Consider the following 276-nt stretch of genomic DNA (forward strand, 5'->3'; position numbering starts at 1 on the left):
CGCCGCCGGCGCCCTTGCGGTAGCCGAGCTCGACCCTGTAGTCGCGGTCGGAGAGGGGAACGGGGAGGTACCACTCGGTGGCATGGCTGTCGACCACTACCTCCTGGAGGGTGTGGGGGTGGGCGGAACCACCGGCCAGGCCGGTCACGTCGGCGACGCGCAGGCAGAGCTGGGAGGCACCGGCATGGAGGGCGCCTGAGCGGTCGTCCTCGGAGATGTCCCAGAAGACATAGGCCCACTGGGGATCACGGGGCAGGAAGACGACGCGGGTCTCGG

At 70.7% G+C, this 276-nt stretch carries 1 protein-coding gene; it reads right to left on the reverse strand.

Going from position 1 to position 276, the window contains the following annotated elements; genetic code table 11:
• On the reverse strand, positions 1-276 hold a 276-nt coding region (locus tag KUG43_RS17540; RefSeq protein WP_216910957.1), incomplete at both ends, for a DUF4912 domain-containing protein.

The sequence above is a fragment of the Synechococcus sp. CCY 0621 genome, from assembly GCF_019038465.1.
Classification (GTDB): Bacteria; Cyanobacteriota; Cyanobacteriia; order PCC-6307; family Cyanobiaceae; genus Cyanobium.